The following is a 14705-nucleotide window of genomic DNA, read 5'->3' on the forward strand; positions in this document are numbered from 1 at the left end:
GAGATTCAGCCTCCACGGATACCGGTGCGATTCAAGAACGACAACAAGCTGCAGACGATGTTTGCGCTGGCCAATTTGTGGATGGTGCGGCGAGCTTTGCCGCAGTTTCAGGCATGAGTGCGTCTGCGATGCGACCCAGCAGGACCAAATGCCGCAAATGCGGCATTTGGAAGAGCCGCATTTGCGCGAAATAGGCTTTACAACAAGCCACATTGATCGTTGCTTTGTTGATTTTTAGGCTTTTGCAGAGTTTCCCTAGGTTTATTCACTCATGTTGCAATCCTACCGCTCAACTTCGGGCATTTGTGCAACAAAGCCCCTCTCATGCAAAATTGCCAATCGCGCTCTTTTTGAGAGAGACTGATGCCGTGCATTCAGTTACTCAGGTTTTGGTTCTATTTGGTATTCTTTTTCCATGCCATATTTTCCTGATTCGCCCCAGCGTCGGTTGTTTGTCATCGGCAGTTTCGTCGAAGCCCATTGCTGGAGCGTGCCCCGGCTGCCGGGACGTGATGAGAGCCAACATGTTACGTGCGCGAATGCGCGGGTAAGGGGCTGGCCGTGGCGTTGGGGGCGCATCGGTTGGGCGCTCCGGTTGACTTGCTCATGGCCGTGGGTAACGACGCGACGGGTGATGCCTTGCTGAAACGACTGACCTGCGAAGGACTGGGCACCGTCCATGTCCCCCGTCTGGGGGCGCATTCCGGCCAGGGTTGTGGGTTGATTGGTGCGCAGGGCAAGACCATTGTCACCGTTCACCCCGGCGCCAATGCCATGTTGGGTGCGCGCGAACTGCGTCTTGCCGCACCCTGCATTAGGCGGGCCACTGCGGTCTATGCGCAGTGCGAAGCTCCCCTGTCGCTAGTAGCCGACCTGCTGCGCATGGCTCAAGTGAGCGGCGCCGCTACAGTGCTCAACCCCTCGCCCTGGCCGGATGGCGACTGCGACGAACTGCTGATGACGGCTAGCATCCTCGTGTTCAACCGCAGCGAGGCTGCAGCGCTGCTGCGCGGCGAAACTATGGTTCAGGCGTTGCGCGCAGCCAATGCTTGTGGCGCGTTGACTGCCAGCCGCAACGGCATTCTGGACGCGCTGCCACACTGCACTGACTTGGATGCGCTGCTGCAATATGGATATTCGACCTGCAATGGCGTGTCAGGGGTGCGATGGGTTGAAAGTAAAACAAGGTTAAGCCATCGCGAATGGATGGTGTTTAACTAAATTTTCAATAATTTTGGGTGATTTTTTAGATTTTTTTGGATTTCAACTTAGAATCCAAAAATCTTTTTGGCATTTTATTGGCATCTAAAAAATTTGGAGTAACCCATGCGCCATCCTGCTTTCAGTGTTTCCTTTGGCTGTGCTGCCCGACGCAGGTTTGCTGCGTTAGCCGTTCTATTTTTTTTCGGTATTTGTCTCCCCTGGGCTGCCCAGGCGCAGGCCACGGCGGCAGACGCTTATCAGGCCGCTCCTATGCCCGGCGGACCTTTCCTCATGGATGAGGCTCGTTGGCTGGATTTTGCTCCACTGGATCTGGCGCAGGTGCAAAGCACGGCGGGGCAGGATTTCGAGTTTGCCGTTACATCTGCCTCTGGTGTGCAGGCGACGTTGTCGCTCAATCTGTTACGCCCTGCGATGCTAGTAGCTCTGCCGGATACAGCAGGAACGCTGCGCACCAGCGCTTTGCCGGTCAACCCGGCTGTCGCGCCTGATTTCCACCGCGGTTCGGCGCTGGGCGAAGTGCTGTATGCCCCCTATGTGAGTACACGCCAGCCTGCCCTAGTTAGCGAGCACGGTACGGCAACTCTCAACCTGAGCGAGCTCGCGCTGCGCAATGCGGCGGGGCATCAACTTCAGTTTCACCTTGTGGCCGCCGATGCAGGCGAGACCGTGCCGCTGTCTTCCACAGAGAGCGAGGGACTGAGCTTCGTGACCAACGGTGAAGCTTGGGATGCATCCGCAGCCGTGCAGATAACACCCGTTTGGGGAAACCAGCCGGCCACGGTGCAGCACAGCATGATGGGTGATACGGTGGGGCTTTCCAGTCGACTCGTTTCTTTTGCAGACCCTAACTTGCCGCTGGCTGAAGCTGACTACCGAGCCAGTGCATGGGTGTTCCCTACGCTCAATCCGACCGAAGTGCACGCATCCCTGTACACGCAGAGCGGTAACAATCAGGCGGTCGCGTTCGCGGTGATCCCGTTGATCCCCGAGGCCTACGTGCAGTGTGCTCCCTGGATACTCGAAGCAGGCGCAAGCGCAACTTGCACCATCAGCGTTACCAACCCGCCGCAGTCGGCCTACACCTTGTCGCTAGTGCTCAATGGTGACGCTGACCGCTTTACCGGATGCACCAGCGTGAGTTTTGCACCTCTGCAGGAAAGCGCCACTTGCACCCTCACCCCCACCCCGGGCCCAGATGCTGGCGTGCAGGTGCAAGTGGGGGTAGATGCCGGCGCACCCGGCTGGTTGACGCCAGGCCCTCTGACCCAAGTCGCCACGCGGGCTTTCAGCGGCAGTACCGCCAGCGTTAAGCCCGTACCCGCCGATGCGCCTTGGGCGCTGGGTCTACTGGTCATAGCGCTGGGTCTGCTGGGTGGGCGACGTGCGTTGCACTCGGATCGTAAAAGATAGTTGCTTGCGCTAGCTAGTCAAGCGCAGGTGGCTGATTGGATGCTTATCGAGTCAGATTGATCCGATAGGCATAGGCATTGCCCCGAAAGGTGCCTTCCACGTATTCGATCAGGCGACCATCTGCGTCTTGGCTTTTGCGCTTGATGAGCAGGCAGGGCATGGGGACATTGAAGCCGAATGGCTCCATCTCCTGCGGGCTGCTCATGACAGCCTCGATGCTTTGCTCGGCTCCGACCATCTGGATGCCGCAACGCTCGCGAAGCCAGGCGTAGATGGAGCCTTCGCCATTCCAGTCTTCAAGCTGGGGAGCAAAGGTGAGGTCGTACCACGCCAGTTCGTGCGACATGGGTACGTCGTTGCCCAGGCGCAGGCGGCGTACGTGCAGCAGCGGTGCATGCGAGGGGCGGGTGAAAATACTGGCAATGGTGCGCTCATGCACTACCTGAAGTCCCTGCAGTTGGGTAGAGGGGTCCATACCTTGCTCCTACATTTCCTCGGTGAAGCCTTTGAGACGTGACATAACTGGGCTGACGTGCGGTGTGCGTTTGACCATGGTGCCACCACGCCCATGGCCACTGGTGATCATGTCTGCCTCGCGCAGCACGTCGTAGGCGCGCTTGACGGTGGTGCGACTGACCTTGAGCGCGTCGACGAGGTCGCTGCCTTCGCTGAGGGCTCCACTGGTGATCAGTGGTCTGCAACTGGTTCTGCAACTGCACGTAGAACGGCTCGCGCTGCTCGTCCGAAAGTTGCATGTCTTGGATATTCGTCGGTAGCAAGAGAGGGGTCGGCATGTCGATCTCCCCCGCTAGAGCATTTCGTCGACTAAGCCTGCTAGAGGCAAGCATTCGACGCGAGCCAATAGGATATGGCCGCTGTGTAACCACCAACCCTTGAACTGATCCACCGTATAGGTAAGGTCTGAGGCGACTTCGGTGAGGTGCGGGGTGTTCATCTGCGCTAGTCTGCTCATGCAGACAATTTTCGTGCTCGGGCACGCAACGGACAGGAAATTAACCACATATAGTTAAGCATGGTAATGGTGCCAGTTTTGTAAACCCAGGTTGGGCGCGCATGCTGATCGGGCTGCGTGTGTATCATCGATAACTATAACGATGATTGTTGACATCCTGACTAATGTTGCCCCTGTTTTGTGGAATTCTTAGCCCCCTGTTTACGCAACCTTTTTTCGCTGTGCCTCGTACCAGCAGCGTTTCTCGTATTGGATCGGACTAAGGTAACTCAAGCTTTAATGCAATCAGCGGTAATTGTTGAAGGCTATCCAGTTCATGATGACTTGCCTTGCTTGCTCCCGAGTAGCGAAGTGCTGCCTGTGTACACAAGCTGTCGTGAGTTGTCCCCACAGCTGCCTTTGCGGCTCATAGACGAACTTACCCCACTTGGCTAACGCGGCTTGGAATTCATGGGCAGTATTGGCTGCCTCTGTCGCTGTGGAAGGTAACTCCTGGTTCGCCTTCGCCACCAAGCCATTGCCAGCGCATTTTTAACTAAGCGGGTTTGCATGTGGGACTTCTGGCGCCAGCCGGCTTTTTTGCATAAATCCAACTTAGCGTGAAGTTCCCCTGACCTCAAACGCAGCTATCCCACAGCCACCGTGTTAGGGCGGCCAAGTTCGGTGAACCGATTGAGAATAGATGCACGCACATTCAACTCCGTGACCTGTCTCTCAAACATGCGTGCCATCACCTTCTCTCCAAGCCTCTTGAAGTAATGCATCTTTGTCACCACCAACGATGTCGGCGACTCTCCAGTTGTGCCAGAGATGCACGAACAGATTCCCATTGATGAGCCAATAGCATCCCTGACAGGCGATGGAGCCTACGACACAAAGACCGTTAATGAGGCCTGCCATAAGCGGGGCATCATGCCAATCATCCCACCACGTAAGCGGGCTCAGATACGCAAAGGAGCCGCCTTTTCAGCACGCAATGACTCCATCGCAGCATGCCGTCGTTTCGGACGTGATACCTGGAAAGAGTGGAGCGGCTACCACCGCAGATCCTTGGTGGAAGCGAAGATGAATTGCTTTTAAAAGCTCGGAGAAAAAGTCAAGGCCAAGACCTTTGAGAGACAGGTCGTGGAGCTCAATGTGCGAGCGGCCATCTTGAATCGATTCACCCAATTGGGCTGCCCCAGAACGGTCGCCGTGGGATAACTGCGTCTGGGCTTTGGGCAAGCTCGACCATCGGTTTATTTATGCAACAAAGCCTTGATGCTCAATACCCAAATCTTTGCATAGCATGTCAAACTCATGATGGCCTGTGGCTTGGCGCTCACGCGTAGCAAACAGCTAGTCTGTGAATTCTTTGCCATTGTCGGTCAGCAGCTTGCTAATTTTCATTGGGAGGACGTCAGTCAAATACAGGGGCAACATCAGTTCTCAGAAACGATGCAAGACACCAGCGCCCAGTTGCCGGCTATGGCTTTGGGTTTGGAAGGTGTACAGGTCACCATCAAAGTAGCTTGCTAAAGCGTAGAAACTTGTCCGTTTGGACAGGTCGTAGGTGTAGCCAAGGCTGAATACATTGACGGATTCTCCGTTGGCGAAGGCCTTTTTGCTAGGGTCAACATATTGGAATGTGCCGAAGATCTTTTGTTTATTGAGGGTGTATTGGGCACCTAATAGCCAAGCATCGACTTTGCCATCAAAGTAACCGCTGGCCCCCAAGCTGTTGGAGCCAGTGGGAGCCCCTTCTGCTTGTTTGACCCAACCATTTTTCTGTGTAGTCCAGGCAGCATAAATGCGTACTGGTTTGAAGTGCAGGTTGCCCCCAATTTGAATGGCAGAGGGCTCGCGGTTTTGGGCGTTGGTGTCACTGTTTGCGGGCAATACGCGGTCATAAGTGGCGGCAATGCTAATCAAATCGCTACGGTAGCGTGCCGCCAGGCTATAGGCGCGGGTGTTGTTGCTGCTCGATGCTTGCTCATCGCCTTTGGCATTGAAGGAGTAACTGGCCCCAAAGTTGAATGATTGCCCTTGAGGTGAAATGTATTTCACAACCCGGTCTTGACGTACGGCATTCGCGGCACGAAACCCTGACTTACCAATGCCTGCTTGCGAGAAGGAGTTGCCAAATGGGCTTGTGGTGGTGTTGCCAAAATAGTCTGAAGTGGTGTTGGGCTGGCGGCCTAAGCGCACTTCCCCCCATGAGCCGGCTAATGCCACCCATGCGCTGCGGCCGAATGCACGGCCGTTGTTGAGGGCGCTGCCATTGGTGATGTTGATGCCGCTTTCAAATTCAAACTTTGCTTTGAGGTTGGGGGAAATGGTTTCAGTGCCACGCAAGCCCCAGCGAGAAGCGGCTTGCCCACCACTGACGAGACCTGTGGTTTTGGTACTGTTGCCGGCGGATTTGATATCGGTGCTGAAGAGGCCTGCATCCAGTACGCCATAAAGCGCGACATCGGACTGGGCTGCGGCGGGCATGCTACTCAAAGCAGCGGCGATGCTGGCTAAGACGGTTAAGGATGCAGAGGAAATGGGTTTTTTATAAAACATACGATCTTTCGTAGGAGTGAGAAAAATGGGGCGCAGGTTGGGCCTGCGCAGCGATTGCACTGCGATGAAATAGCGCAGAGAGCGTGATGAGGTCAGCTGCTTAAATGGCCTAAGCCATGTAAGCGGTGAAGGTCATGGCTTAAGAAAAAGCCACGGTGCTGATGCCGTTTGCGAGATGCCTTTGTTGAAGGGCGAGGCCATCAACATCGGTGCTGCAAAACAGGGGTGTGTTGCAGGTTCATGGGGCAGCGTGCCCTGCCGCTGTGGCATGTCGGTGGTGTTGCCCAGGTGCGGGGCGGCTCAGACCGAGGTGGCCGCGCAGGGTATTGGCTTCATAGGCGGAGCGGAAAAGCCCACGGCGGCGTAACTCGGGGATCACCAGCTCCACAAAATCTGCAAAATCACCGGGCAATGCGGGGGGCAAGATGTTGAACCCATCAGCGGCCTGGCTTTGGTGCCACTCTTCAATATGGTCAGCCACTTCGGCAGGGGTGCCAACGACACTGGCATGCCCACGGCCAGCAGCAATGCGTTCGTACAGCTGGCGAATGCTGAGGCCTTCGCGGCGTGCCATGTCGATGACTAGGTGTTGTCTGCCTTGGCCTGCATTGGTCAAGGGCAACTCAGGCAATGGGCCGTCAATGGGGTAGGAGTGCAAGTCCACGCCACCGGCCATTGCGGAGAGTAAAGAGAGCCCGACTTCCGGCGAGAGATGGGCATTCAGTGCTGCGGCCTTGTCTTCGGCTTGCGCCCGGCTGGGTGCTACGGTGAATGAGAGGCCGGGCATGATGATGAGGCTGTGCGGATCGCGGCCTAGTGCTGCTGCACGGTTTTTCAGGTCGGCATAAAAGGCCTGGGCATTGGCCAATGTGGAGTGGGCGGTAAAGACCACCTCAGAGTGGCGTGCAGCGAGGTGGCGACCGTCGTCGGAGGCGCCTGCTTGCACGAGTACCGGATAGCCCTGTGGCGAGCGCTCTACATTCAAGGGGCCACGCACTTGAAAGTGCTCTCCATCATGGTGAAGGGGATGCACTTTCTGGGGATCAAAGTAGATGCCAGTGTCTCTGTTGCGCAGAACGGCATCGTCATCCCAGCTGTCCCAGAGTCCTTTGAGTACTTCGACAAACTCGCCTGCACGGGCGTATCGCTCGGCGTGGCGAGGATGGTCTTTCAAGCCGAAGTTGGCGGCTTCGGCTTCGTTGTTGGAAGTGACGAGATTCCAACCTACGCGCCCTTGGCTGATGTGGTCAATCGTGGCAAGCCGCCGTGCCAGATGAAAGGGGTGGTTGTATGTGGTCGTCGCGGTGGCCACTAAGCCAATGTGGCTGGTGATGGCCGCCAGCGCAGGCAATACAGACAAGGGCTCTAGCAGGGTCGAGCGTGTGGCGATGCGACTGTCGGCGTCGGCATCCGCGCCAAAGCGCACAGCCAGGCTATCGGCAAAAAAGACCAAGTCAAAGCAAGCACGTTCTGCCAACTGGGTGAGTTGGGCATAGTGCGCAAAGTTGCTGGTCGCGTTGATGTTGGAGCGTGGATCTAACCAGGCGGCAATATGGTGGCCAGACCGGTAGAGAAAAAGTCCCAGCTTAATGGGAGGGCGTACGGTGCTCATGGTGTGGGATGAAGAGTGGCAAGGTTGCTGAATAGGGCGCGAATGCTGGCGCTGGTTTCCAGCGTCGCAATGCGTTGGCGCAGCGCTTGCGTTGCGGCTGGCGAGAGTGCATCAGGTCCGTATCCAAACGCGCTGTCCGCTTTTGCGTCGAGCCAGGCCGGTGCAATAGGGTTGTCGATGGTGCCTGGTTGGGCTGTTGTGTGGGCGCTGTAGGTGTTGCCTGCTGCATCGCGTATATGGACGGTTGCCGGAGCGAAACGGGTGAGCGCATCAGGCAATACAGTGATGACGAGGCGTTGTGCCAAGGCGGTGGTGTCAGGATCGAGAACAGCCTTCGGCTGGAGGTGATGCACACTGAATACGCCAAAGCGCAGTGCGGTGGCAACGGCATACCGCACGTTGAATTGCGCCAAGACTTCGGTATTGCCTTGGGGGACGAATGGTGCTCCAGTCATGCGGTTCATGTAGGGGGTGATGACGATCTCGCCACTGTGAATGTGTGTGAGAGGCAGTGCATGCTGTTGGTACAGCGCAATGGCCGCTTGAATGGCCGCGTGTGAGCAGGCGCAGGTGGGGTACAGCTTGAAACGGGTGTCTGGCAACAAGTAGGTTTCGCCAAGATCATGAAATGCGCGAGACGGGTCGGCTTGGTCGTACAGGGCGAACAAACCAAAATGGCCATCGAACGGATGCGCCGGGCCGGTGAAGCCTTGTTGGGCTAAGCGGGCGGCTGAAATCCCTGCTTGGGCGGCAAAAGCGGCTTGCAAACGCTTGGTCAGGGTTTTTTCTTCACTTGCTTGTTGGGTGCCTGCCGCTAGGGACAAGGCGATACCGAGTGCATTGCTGGTTTGCTCAGGGGTGAGCTGTAATAGGCGGGCAGCCGCTGCCGCTGCACCAAATACCCCATAAATGGAGGTGCGAAACCAACCCGAGGAGGTTTGTGTGGCCCGCCCGAGACGCAAGAGAACTTCCGTCGCAGCGATATGCGCGGTGAGGACTTCTGCGCCGGAGGCGCCGACGCTTTGGCCAATCGCTAAAACGACGGGAGCAATGACGATGTCAGCATGGACGCCGCCAGTTTCGTGCACGGTGTCAAAGTCCAGCGCGGCTGCCCGTGCTGAGTTGTGAAATGCGGCCTCTGCCGCAGGCGCTTGCAGCGCCGTTCCCCAGAGGGATGCATGACCAGGCTGAGGGGCGTGCGCATGCACCCCATCCGTTGGGATGGGGGAAGATTGAATCACACGCTGTAATGCCGGCACGCCTTCGCTGTGGCCTGCCGCCCAGGCGACTGCCAAGACATCCAACAAGCTGGTGCGCGCGTATTGGCGCACGTGGTGGGGGATCTCTGCCAGTTCCAATTGCTGCAACCACTGTGCAATTTGCGTGGTGCTGCGGTCGCTGGAAAGGGGGATTCGGGGCTCAACGATCCGCATGATGGCTTGGGGCTTGAATCAGTGACGGGGCGGATGCAACGGGATCGCTGCTGTTCGCCTGGGCAGGCGTCTGGGCATTTTTTGCGGCGAATAAGCCCCATTGGGGTTTTGAGAAAACCGAATGCAGCAATGGTTCAAAGTACGTCAATGGCAAACTTTTGCGTGCCGGATCGAACGCGGCGCCATCGTATTTCTCCACGAATTCGGCGGTTTTGGCATACCACGGGTGATCAAGAAATTTGTCCCGTGCGTTCTTGTCGCGCCCGCGAAACTCCCAAAAGTAATACCCTTGAAAAATGCCGTGGTGCTGCACCATCCAGTGGTTTTCCGGTGAGACAAAGGGCTTCAAGATGGAAGCTGCGACATCGGCATGGTTGTAGCAACCCAAGGTATCGCCGATGTCGTGCAACAGCGCGCAGATGACATATTCGTCATCGCGCCCATCTTCTACAGCAAGGGTGGCTGTTTGCAATGAATGCTCTAGCCGGTCAATGGGAAAGCCTTCTGTATCGCCAAATCCAGCCAGTAGCTTGAGGTGTTGAAGAAGGCGGTCAGGCAACTGCTCCCGGTACGGTGCGCGGTGTTGCTGAATGATGTCCCAGTCGTGCTGGGTACTGTCTTTCATGTGGCGGAACTGGGCGACAGACATGCGAACAATCCAATCGAGAAGAAACAAAGCGAGTGGTGGTCGGGCAGGGCCGCCACGCTGCATACGGTGTGTGGGTGTTTAAAGGGCGAAATCGGGGTGGTCGCGTGCGACTTTGCGGCGCAGTGCCGCCCATTCGTGCTTGGCGCCTGGGGACCAATGTTGGTCGGTGTAGATGCGTTTGGAGCGTTCGATTTGTTTTTCGACGACGGCTGCCGCAACGGTATGCAGCTGTCCACCGGCTTGTGCGGCCAATTGAATCTGGCAGGCGCGCTCTAACCGGTGCAAGAGGGCAAACGCTTCGCCAATCGTGCGGCCTGCCGTGAGGGTGCCGTGGTTGCGCATGAACAGCACACTGCCATCCCCTAAGGAGTCGACTAGCCGGGCGCGCTCATCCGTATCCAGACCTGCGCCGCCATAGTCGTAGTAGCGCACGCGGTGCAAGATATTGAGCGCGTTTTGAGAGATCGGCAGCAATCCTTCTTGCTGCGCTGACACCCCTGTTCCCGCGACTGAGTGCAGGTGCATGATGGCGTGGATGTCAGGACGGCTTGACAGCACTGCCCCATGAATTTCATCTGCGGCGGGGTTGAACAGGAAGTTCAAACTGCCGCCATGAATGAGTTGACCGTTGAGGTCGATCTTCAGTAGTGAACTGGCGGTGACTTCTTCAAATAACAGCCCATAGGGGTTGATGAGGTAGTGGTGAGGGTTCTGCGGCAGACGCAGCGAGAAATGCGTGCCGAGCATGTCCTGCCAGCCGTTTTGTGCGGCCAGCCGGTAGGCGGCTGCTAAGTCCAGTCGGGCTTCCCATTCCCCAGGTTCGTATGGGGGTGGAGAGGAGGGGGCAGAGGTGGTGGTGGTCATGGTGATCAAAAAGCGTTGGAATAGCAGCGCTATCCCGCGCACAGAAAGCGCGGCCTCCGCAAATGCCGCAGCATCTGCAGGGGCAGTCCCTTCTATGCGGGATGTGCGCCAGTTCCGGCGAGAAAGAGTGCGTTGCGTAAAAAGCCGTGAGGGGCAGAGAGGACCAAGTGCTGGATTACGGCGCAATCCAAACGTTTTTCAATGAAGACAACACGCCATCCGGTGCGGTGCTCAGGCCGTGTACCGTGTCTCGGTAGAAGGAGAAGAACGGGGCCTCCAGCAGGGGTAGAACAGGCAGGTCTTCCACCAAAATAGACTGCAATTGAAGAAATTGCTCTTGGCGCTTCTTCGGATCGTTTTCTTCTTGGTACGCCTCAATCAGCGCATCGGCTTGTGGGCTGGCGTAGCCGGAAGCATTCACGTAAGAAATGCCGGGTTTAGCGGCTTTGGACCACACCACACGGGTGAGGCCGAGCTGGGGGTCTTGGAAAATGGAATACCCCAAAATTTGCAGATCAAAGTCGTAGTTACCAAACACTTTGCTCAGATACGAGGCCTGATCGACTTGGATGATTTTGACGTCGATCCCCACTTTGGAGAGGGACTGACGGATGTATTCCGCTGCCAGTGGATAACGGTCATTGGTGGGGGGTACATCAATGTTGATGGCAAAGCGTGTGCCGTTGGCGCCGCGGGGAAATCCGGCTTCATCCAGCAACGCATTGGCACGGTCAATGTCTAAGTCATAGCGCGGGACATTGGCGTTATGAAATGCTGGAACGCTGGCGGGAATGGGGCTGTAGGCCGGTGTTGCCAAGCCATACCACACCGTGTCGGCCAAGGCTTGGCGGCTGAAGGCCAATGCAATGGCTTGGCGCACGCGTTTGTCACTCAGTTGGGGGCGGCGCAGGTTGTATTCCAAGAAATACACTTGGGAGTGGAAGGAGTAGCCACGGGTCTCAAATTTCAAGTGGGGGTCTTTGCGCAGCCGTTCGACGTCTGAGAACGGAACACCGCTGTAGGGCAAATACTGCACTTCACCGGTTTCCAAGGCGGCAGAACGGGCAGCTGCATCCGCGATGGAGCGGAAGATCACGCGGTCAAGATACGGTTTGCCTTTGTCCCAGTAATCCTCGTTGCGCACCAAGGTGATGGATTGGCCTTTGTCCCATTGTTGGAATTTGAAGGGACCCGTCCCAATCGGTGTGTTGTTTTTGGGACTTTTGCGAATGTCTTCTTCCCCTGCATAGACATGCGCTGGCAACACTTGCGATTCAGCTGAATTCAATGCGCTGAGAATGGCTGGGTTGGGCTTGTCGAGCACGAACACAACGGTGTGGGCATCAGGGGTCAACACGTCTTGCACCGCTGCAAATGTGATGCGCCCACGCGCATGCAGTTTCTTCCACAACTCCAGTACGCTGAATTTCACATCGTTGGATGTGAAGGCTTGACCATCGTGCCAGCGCACGTTTTGGCGCAGCTTGAAGGTGATGGTTTTCCCATCTTCCGACACCGACCATGCTTGCGCTAAACCCGGTTGCGGTTTGAAGTCGGCATCGTAGGTCAGCAAACCTTCAAAAATATTGGAGGAGACGACTGCATTCGCATATTGGTTATCAAACGCGGTATTGAGCTGGCGCGGCTCAGGTTGTAGTGCGGCAATTAAGGTGCCGCCCGATTGGGGTTGAGTCGGGTTGTTATTGGTGGCGGCCGTTGTGCCCGCAGCAGTTCCTGTAAGCCCTAAAGCGAGTAGGCTGTTTAAGGCGATTTTTTTCCAAGTTGTAATTGACTTCATGGCTTTTAAATCCAGTATCAGATAGACGATGCTGGAGTTTAAAAGGCTTGATATTGAGTGCGGAACGATTAAATTCAGATAAGGAAAATTGATTTTTTCTTTATGATTATTAATTGCTAGCTTCTGCCAATTCTCTCAAGTATTTCTTGTGTGCTTATTTGTGGTGCTACGGCCTTAATAAAGGCCACGCCATAATCGCGCAGGTAGACGCCTTCGCGCACAGCCAGCGTGGCTGTGTTGGGGGCAATCAATTGGGTTTGGGTAAAGCAGTGCAGGCCATCGTCTTTGATGGGGTCATAGGCGTGCTCTGCCACCAAGCCAATTCCAATACCCAATTGCACATAGGTTTTGATGGTGTCTGCATCAATGGCCGTCATGATGACCTGTGGCGTTAGTCCTTCTTTGTAGAACGCTTCATCCACACGGTGTCTACCGGTGAAACCTTGTTCATACGTGATGATCGGATATTGGGCCAAATCCGCCAGGGTGGGGTGCTCCAGCTGGGTTAAGGGGTGTCCAAGAGGCGTGATGACGCGGTGCAGCCATGTGTAGGCAGAAAAGTGCACAAAATCGGTTTGCCTGTGCAGCGCCTCAGAAGCAAAACCAATGTCTGCACGGCCCTCACGCAGCGCTTCCACAATCTGCCGGGGCGAGCCTTGTTGTAAGGCCAAGGTCACGTTGGGAAAGCGTTTGCGAAATTCCAGCACGACCTTGGGCAGGGCATAGCGCGCTTGTGTGTGGGTGGTTGCAATGGTCAAGGTGCCACTGTCCCGCGCGGTGTAGTTGTTGGAGGCGGTGGTGATGTTTTGCGCTTCACGCAGAGTGCGTTCCACATACCGCGCCACTTGATGGCCAATGTCGGTCAAACCGATGAGCCGTTTGCCATGCCGTTCAAAAATTTCAACGCCCAGCTCTTCCTCTAATTCGCGAATGTGTCGAGACACGCCTGGCTGAGACGTGTAGAGCGTGTTGGCCACCTCTGTCAGGTTGAAGTTGCAGCGAATGGTTTCGCGTACAGAACGTAATTGCTGAAAGTTCATGATTCAGTGGTCGGGGAGAAGAAGCCAAGGGATCTGGCTGTATAGGCCATCAGGGGAGCATGATGGTATCAACGGGTTTTTTCCTGTGAAATACGAATTTCTCATGAGCATATAAAGAATTCTTTTGTTTTATTGCATATGCAAATAATTCAATATTATTTTATAAAAATAATGACTCATAATTCAATTTATCTTATTTGATTTTTGTTTATAAGTTATATGAATTTTTTAATAAGAAACTAATACTTTGATTTTTTATTTTAGAAATTAATATTCGCCACTCTTAAACATTGTTGCGCGTTCGTCAACGAATGCATGGCGAGGCTATTTGGAGTGGTTATGGATTTAGATTTGCAGGATGCGGTTGTCATCGTTACTGGTGGCAGCAAAGGTCTGGGCAAGGCATGTGCAAAGGCGTTCTTGCAAGAGGGGGCCAAAGTGGCCTTGGTGGCGCGCGGTCAAGCAGGGTTGGATGTGGCAGTACACGAGCTGCAAACATGGGGGAGTGGGCGTGTGTCAGCGATTGCGGCTGATTTGAGTCAACCGCATGTCGCGCAGCAAGTGGTGCAGCAGGTCACGCAGCAATGGGGGCGTGTGGAGGTGCTGGTCAATAGTGCGGGTGCGGCCAAGCGGACCCCGGTGGAGGCTTTGGATTGGGCCAGTTGGAATGCCGGTTTGCAGGCCAAATTCACCCCCTACGTCAATATGCTGGATGCCGTTTTGCCAGGGATGGTCGCTGCGGCCCAATCGGGTCAAGCGGGACGTTTAGGGGCTGTGGTGAATGTGGTTGGCGTGGGGGGGAAAATTCCCAGTGCGTCTCACCTGCCCGGGGGCGCGGCTAATGCCGGCCTGTTGCTGGCGACGGTGGGGCTGGGGCGCCACTATGCCCAATACGGTATTCGTATTAACGCGGTCAACCCTGGGCATATAGCTACAGACCGTTTACCCCAAGCCATTGCGCAAGAGGCGTCACGACAAAGCATCTCCCATGCAGAGGCGCAAGCGGCTTTGCAGGCACAAACACCGATGCAACGGTTCGGCACGCCCGAAGAGGTTGCGCATGCGGTGGTTTTTTTGGCCAGTGCCAGAGCGAGCTACACCACCGGCAGTTTTTTGTCGGTTGATGGTGGCTACAAGGCTGTGGTTTAAGGGGGG

The 14705-nt window shown here is 55.8% G+C and carries 12 protein-coding genes and 4 pseudogenes; 4 read left to right on the forward strand and 12 right to left on the reverse strand.

Annotated elements, in window-relative coordinates; genetic code table 11:
• The first annotated feature begins 531 nt into the window (after positions 1-531).
• Both E9531_RS14870 and E9531_RS14875 read left to right on the forward strand, forming a co-directional pair.
• Complete coding sequence (locus tag E9531_RS14870; RefSeq protein ID WP_136574562.1) at positions 532-1221, forward strand: PfkB family carbohydrate kinase; 690 nt, start codon at positions 532-534, stop codon at positions 1219-1221.
• A gap of 105 nt (positions 1222-1326) precedes the next feature.
• The gene (locus E9531_RS14875) at positions 1327-2634 is read left to right on the forward strand and encodes a CshA/CshB family fibrillar adhesin-related protein (protein ID WP_136574563.1); all 1308 of its coding nucleotides are present in this window, start codon (positions 1327-1329) and stop codon (positions 2632-2634) included.
• Positions 2635-2677: 43 nt separating this feature from the next.
• Here the strand turns inward: E9531_RS14875 and E9531_RS17670 are convergent, their stop codons facing one another.
• The 4 genes and pseudogenes from E9531_RS17670 to E9531_RS14885 form a co-directional block, all read right to left on the reverse strand.
• Positions 2678-3109, reverse strand: coding sequence for a GntR family transcriptional regulator (locus E9531_RS17670; RefSeq protein ID WP_211343456.1), 432 nt, complete (start codon positions 3107-3109; stop codon positions 2678-2680).
• A 333-nt stretch (positions 3110-3442) separates the two neighbouring features.
• On the reverse strand, positions 3443-3607 hold the full coding sequence (locus tag E9531_RS17530; RefSeq protein ID WP_158291805.1) for a hypothetical protein: 165 nt from the start codon (positions 3605-3607) through the stop codon (positions 3443-3445).
• Positions 3608-3808: 201 nt separating this feature from the next.
• A pseudogene (locus E9531_RS17845) lies at positions 3809-4212 on the reverse strand (IS3 family transposase); the annotation flags it as partial.
• Positions 4213-4233: 21 nt separating this feature from the next.
• Positions 4234-4395: pseudogene (locus E9531_RS14885) on the reverse strand (IS5/IS1182 family transposase); the annotation flags it as partial.
• On the opposite strand from E9531_RS14885, the pseudogene E9531_RS17850 reads away from it, so the two are divergent.
• A pseudogene (locus E9531_RS17850) lies at positions 4370-4810 on the forward strand (IS5 family transposase); the annotation flags it as partial. The pseudogenes E9531_RS14885 and E9531_RS17850 sit on opposite strands and share 26 nt — an antisense overlap.
• Before the next feature lie 54 nt (positions 4811-4864).
• Here E9531_RS17850 and E9531_RS14895 read toward each other — a convergent pair.
• From E9531_RS14895 to E9531_RS14930, 8 genes and pseudogenes are all read right to left on the reverse strand, one after another.
• Positions 4865-4999 (reverse strand): annotated as a pseudogene (locus E9531_RS14895) (IS481 family transposase); the annotation flags it as partial.
• A gap of 36 nt (positions 5000-5035) precedes the next feature.
• Positions 5036-6154, reverse strand: a complete 1119-nt coding sequence (locus tag E9531_RS14900; protein WP_136574565.1) for a porin — start codon at positions 6152-6154, stop codon at positions 5036-5038.
• Between the two features lie 238 nt (positions 6155-6392).
• Positions 6393-7766 (reverse strand): LLM class flavin-dependent oxidoreductase, encoded by a 1374-nt coding sequence (locus E9531_RS14905; RefSeq protein ID WP_136574566.1) that lies wholly within the window; start codon positions 7764-7766, stop codon positions 6393-6395.
• Positions 7763-9199: an MmgE/PrpD family protein gene (locus tag E9531_RS14910; protein ID WP_136574567.1), complete on the reverse strand. Its 1437-nt coding sequence runs from the start codon at positions 9197-9199 to the stop codon at positions 7763-7765. Before E9531_RS14910 ends, E9531_RS14905 begins: the two co-directional genes overlap by 4 nt.
• On the reverse strand, positions 9186-9848 hold the full coding sequence (locus tag E9531_RS14915; RefSeq protein WP_136574568.1) for an HD domain-containing protein: 663 nt from the start codon (positions 9846-9848) through the stop codon (positions 9186-9188). The genes E9531_RS14910 and E9531_RS14915 overlap by 14 nt, the downstream gene beginning before the upstream one ends.
• Before the next feature lie 78 nt (positions 9849-9926).
• Positions 9927-10712 carry a class II aldolase/adducin family protein gene (locus E9531_RS14920; protein WP_136574569.1) on the reverse strand — a complete coding sequence of 262 codons (786 nt, stop codon included), beginning with the start codon at positions 10710-10712 and terminating at the stop codon, positions 9927-9929.
• A gap of 175 nt (positions 10713-10887) precedes the next feature.
• Positions 10888-12510: an ABC transporter substrate-binding protein gene (locus E9531_RS14925; RefSeq protein ID WP_136574570.1), complete on the reverse strand. Its 1623-nt coding sequence runs from the start codon at positions 12508-12510 to the stop codon at positions 10888-10890.
• A gap of 116 nt (positions 12511-12626) precedes the next feature.
• A complete protein-coding gene (locus tag E9531_RS14930; protein WP_136574571.1) occupies positions 12627-13550 on the reverse strand; it encodes a LysR substrate-binding domain-containing protein in 924 nt (307 codons plus the stop codon).
• Positions 13551-13889: 339 nt separating this feature from the next.
• Between E9531_RS14930 and E9531_RS14935 the strand changes: the two genes are divergently transcribed.
• Positions 13890-14699: an SDR family oxidoreductase gene (locus E9531_RS14935; RefSeq protein WP_136574572.1), complete on the forward strand. Its 810-nt coding sequence runs from the start codon at positions 13890-13892 to the stop codon at positions 14697-14699.
• Positions 14700-14705 lie beyond the last annotated feature (6 nt).

Source organism: Lampropedia puyangensis, from assembly GCF_004833285.1.
Lineage (GTDB): Bacteria > Pseudomonadota > Gammaproteobacteria > Burkholderiales > Burkholderiaceae_C > Lampropedia > Lampropedia puyangensis.

Excerpts from the sequence above, each read along its gene's own strand:
- E9531_RS17530 (WP_158291805.1), bottom strand. The coding sequence starts at position 3,607 with ATGAGCAGACTAGCGCAGATGAACACCCCGCACCTCACCGAAGTCGCC.
- E9531_RS14910 (WP_136574567.1), bottom strand. The coding sequence starts at position 9,199 with ATGCGGATCGTTGAGCCCCGAATCCCCCTTTCCAGCGACCGCAGCACC.
- E9531_RS14930 (WP_136574571.1), bottom strand. The coding sequence starts at position 13,550 with ATGAACTTTCAGCAATTACGTTCTGTACGCGAAACCATTCGCTGCAAC.
- E9531_RS14935 (WP_136574572.1), top strand. The coding sequence starts at position 13,890 with ATGGATTTAGATTTGCAGGATGCGGTTGTCATCGTTACTGGTGGCAGC.
- E9531_RS14925 (WP_136574570.1), bottom strand. The coding sequence starts at position 12,510 with ATGAAGTCAATTACAACTTGGAAAAAAATCGCCTTAAACAGCCTACTC.
- E9531_RS14915 (WP_136574568.1), bottom strand. The coding sequence starts at position 9,848 with ATGTCTGTCGCCCAGTTCCGCCACATGAAAGACAGTACCCAGCACGAC.
- E9531_RS14875 (WP_136574563.1), top strand. The coding sequence starts at position 1,327 with ATGCGCCATCCTGCTTTCAGTGTTTCCTTTGGCTGTGCTGCCCGACGC.
- E9531_RS14900 (WP_136574565.1), bottom strand. The coding sequence starts at position 6,154 with ATGTTTTATAAAAAACCCATTTCCTCTGCATCCTTAACCGTCTTAGCC.
- E9531_RS14920 (WP_136574569.1), bottom strand. The coding sequence starts at position 10,712 with ATGACCACCACCACCTCTGCCCCCTCCTCTCCACCCCCATACGAACCT.
- E9531_RS14905 (WP_136574566.1), bottom strand. The coding sequence starts at position 7,766 with ATGAGCACCGTACGCCCTCCCATTAAGCTGGGACTTTTTCTCTACCGG.
- E9531_RS17670 (WP_211343456.1), bottom strand. The coding sequence starts at position 3,109 with ATGGACCCCTCTACCCAACTGCAGGGACTTCAGGTAGTGCATGAGCGC.